2 protein-coding genes and 1 tRNA gene are annotated in these 3285 nt (G+C 73.7%); 2 read left to right on the top strand and 1 reads right to left on the bottom strand.

Features of this window, described 5'->3' with window-relative positions; translation table 11 throughout:
* Positions 1–132: 132 nt before the first annotated feature.
* Positions 133–756 (top strand): LysE family translocator, encoded by a 624-nt coding sequence (locus tag FNQ90_RS17200; protein ID WP_182607199.1) that lies wholly within the window; start codon positions 133–135, stop codon positions 754–756.
* A 459-nt stretch (positions 757–1215) separates the two neighbouring features.
* Here the strand turns inward: FNQ90_RS17200 and FNQ90_RS17195 are convergent.
* Positions 1216–1291, bottom strand: a tRNA-Arg gene (locus FNQ90_RS17195).
* A 244-nt stretch (positions 1292–1535) separates the two neighbouring features.
* Here FNQ90_RS17195 and FNQ90_RS17190 point away from each other — a divergent pair.
* The gene (locus tag FNQ90_RS17190; RefSeq protein WP_182607198.1) at positions 1536–3248 is read left to right on the top strand and encodes a dynamin family protein; all 1713 of its coding nucleotides are present in this window, start codon (positions 1536–1538) and stop codon (positions 3246–3248) included.
* Positions 3249–3285: the final 37 nt, after the last annotated feature.

Genomic DNA, 3285 nt, shown 5'->3' with positions numbered 1-3285 from the left:
GAGGGGCGCGGCGGGGGTGGGGTGTCCCGATTCCCGGGGCGGTCCTTCCGGGAGCGTCGTATACGGCGGTCCCGCTTCACCGATGTCCGGGATCGGCGGTGAGCCGGACCGTCGAGAGGGGCGTGAACAGAGTTGATCAGCACATCGGCAGTGATCGGAATGTCCCTCCTCGCCCTGGGACTTGTCCTGACGCCCGGCCCGAACATGGTCTACCTGGTCTCGCGTTCGGTGGTTCAGGGGCGTCGGGCCGGGTTGATCTCCCTGCTGGGCGTGGCCACCGGCTTCCTCGTGTACCTGATCGCCGCCGCCGCGGGGATCGCCACCCTCTTCGCCCATGTGCCGGCCGCCTACACGGCGGTCAAGATCGCGGGCGCGCTCTACCTCGCCCACCTTGCCTGGACCATGCTCCGGCCGGGCGGCACCTCGGCCCTCGACCCCCGCCCGCTGCCTCCCGACCGGCCACGGAAGCTCTTCACCATGGGGCTGGTCACCAATCTGCTCAATCCCAAGATCGCCATCCTCTACGTGTCCGTCCTGCCGCAGTTCATCGATCCGGGACGGGGTTCCGTGGCCGTGCAGAGTCTCCTTCTCGGGCTCATCCAGATCACGATCGCGGTGACGGTGAACGGTCTCATCGCGGTCACCGCCGGTTCCGTCTCCTCCTTCCTGCGGAGTCGCCCCACCTGGCTGCGCTTGCAGCGGTACGTGATGGGGACCGTGCTCGCCGGTATGGCCGTGCACGTGGCGAGGGCGTGAACCGGCACTTCCGAAATCTGCCGGGCTCCGGTCCCGGGGGAGAGCGGTGAGACCTCCCTCGCGATCGTCCGGGAGCGGGAGTGAACCCGTGCGGGCCGTCTTCGGCCCGGCCCGTCGACCGTGAGGTTCCACGTCCGCAGCAGGTCGGCGACGGGGGCCGGCAGCCGGTGGACCCACGCCTCGCCCGGTGGACCCTCGCGCCGGATCGTCGCCTCGGCGAACGCCCGGGGAACCCTCACCTCGCACCCTCGCCCCTCGACGGACACGGCTTTCCTCCCCACGGGTGAAGATCGGGGTGGGGTGCCGGGAAGGCATGGTCGCGGTCGGCCGCCGGCGCCCCGTTTCGGCCGGCACCCACCGGACTCCCGGCTCCGGAAGGGCGGTGGGTCCCGGCGGCTCCGGAGGGATGGAAAGGGCCGTCCGGTCCGTGGAAACGCGATCCGTTCGGCAGTGGGCCGATGGCGCCCCCGGCAGGACTCGAACCTGCGACCAAGTGCTTAGAAGGCACCTGCTCTGTCCACTGAGCTACGGGGGCCGATATCGGTCGCGGACGAGATCCCCGGCCCTGCGCGCACAGGATAGGGCTCCGGGGGATGTGTCCGGGCTGCGGCCGTGCCGCACCACCACACGCGGGTGTGGAGATCCGGTGAAGCAGCCCCGATGATCCCGGGCGGCCGTCGGCGGTGCAGCGATTTGGACGCCGCCGGCCGGGGGTGTTGCGCACTCGTTATGCCGGTGAGAGCGGTCGGTTGCACGGATTCGGGCGCGTTCCGCCGAATATGCTTCATAATTCGCCCAAAATTGGGCATTCTTCGCATGTGGCGATCTTGGAGGCACGGCCCGAACTGGTGGAGGCGCTGACCGCACTGCGGGAACGCGTCGCCGCGGCGCGCTTCCCGCTGGCCCTTCCCGGGGCCGAGCGGGCCCGGCGTTCGCGCGCGGAACTCCTCGCCCAACTCGACGGTTACCTGGTGCCCCGGGTGCGCGAGCCGGACGCCCCGCTGTTGGCCGTCATCGGCGGCTCCACCGGCGCGGGCAAGTCCACCCTGGTCAATTCCCTGGTCGGCCGCCGGGTCTCCGAGGCCGGTGTCCTCAGGCCCACCACCCGCACCCCGGTCCTGGTCTGCCACCCGGACGACCACCACTGGTTCGCGGGCCCCAGGGTGCTCCCGCAGTTCGGTCGGGTGTGGATGCCCCGTCAGGAGGACGACGAGCAGGCACCGATGCCCCCGCCGTCGCACGCCGAGGACGGTCGGCCCGCCCTCGCCGTGGAGACCACCCGATCCCTGCCGCCCGGCCTCGCCCTCCTCGACCCGCCCGACATCGACTCCCTCATCGCCCGCAACCGGGACATGGCCGCCGACCTGATCTGCGCCGCCGATGTCTGGGTACTGGTCACCACCGCCGCCCGGTACGCCGACGCCGTCCCCTGGAACCTGCTGCGCAGCGCCCGGGACGCCCGCGTCGTCCTGGCCACCGTCCTGGCCCGGGTGCCGCATCAGCACGCCCCCGAGATCTCCCGGCACTACGCCGCCCTGCTGGAACGCGCCGGTCTCGGCTCGATCCCCCGCTTCACCGTGCCCGAACTCCCGGAGTCCGCCAGGGGCGGGTACGGGGTGCTGCCGGCCAGCGCCGTCGCCCCGCTGCGCGAGTGGCTGGCCGCCCGGGCCCGGGACCCCGCCGCCCGCGCGGTGGCCGCCTCCGGCACCGCGATCGGCACGCTGCGCGCCCTGCGCCCGCGGATCGGCGCGCTGGCCGCCGCGGCGGCGGCCCAGGCGGCAGCGGCGGGGCGGCTGGACCGGGAGCTGAACGCCGCCCACCGGGATGCGGCGGAGCGGGTGCGCGCCCGGCTGGAGGCCGGTGACCTGCTCACCGGCCAGGCCCGGGCCCACTGGCTGGCTTTTCCCGACGACAGCAGCAGCGACGAGGTGATCGACTCCCTCGTCGACGGCCTCACCGGACTGCTCGCCGAGGCGGTCGTGGCCGCCGACGAGCGGACCGTCTCCGCGTGGCGGGGGGAGCCCGCGGCCCCTTCCCGGGAGGCCGAGCCCTTCCCGTCGGTCCGCGAACGGCTGGGTGTGACGGTCCGCCGGCTCCGCCGCTGTCTGGAGGAGCTGGCCGAGGAGGAGGCCGCCGCCGCACTGGCGGCCGGCCCGCTGAGGGTCGTCGTCCGCCGCCGCTCCCCGCCCCCGGGGGAGGAGCGGCCCCCCTGTGACGCGGGTGAGGCGTCCGCCCTGTTGACGGTGGCGCTGCTGGGCGGACGCGACTCCCGCCCGGCCGCCGAGGCGCTGGCCGCCCTGATCGGCCCCGCCCGGGCCGCCTCGGTGCGTCGCCGTGCCGGCGAACTACTGGAGGAATGCGTGCGGCGGACGATCTCGGAGGAACGCGATCGGTGCGGCGCGGCCCTGCACCGTCTGGCGGTCACCCCGGACCACCAGGTGGAGCTCATCGGCGCGCTCTCCTCCGTCCTGCGACGTTCCCCGCCGGGGTGAGCGACCCCCGGGCCCGTGCCGGCCTCCCGGGTGTTCC

The sequence above is a fragment of the Streptomyces alkaliphilus genome (genome assembly GCF_014141535.1).
Classification (GTDB): domain Bacteria; phylum Actinomycetota; class Actinomycetes; order Streptomycetales; family Streptomycetaceae; genus Streptomyces; species Streptomyces alkaliphilus.
This window is presented reverse-complemented; position numbering and strand designations above follow the sequence as displayed.

Coding starts and splice junctions, on each gene's coding strand:
- FNQ90_RS17190 (WP_182607198.1), top strand. CDS start 1,536: ATGCTTCATAATTCGCCCAAAATTGGGCATTCTTCGCATGTGGCGATC.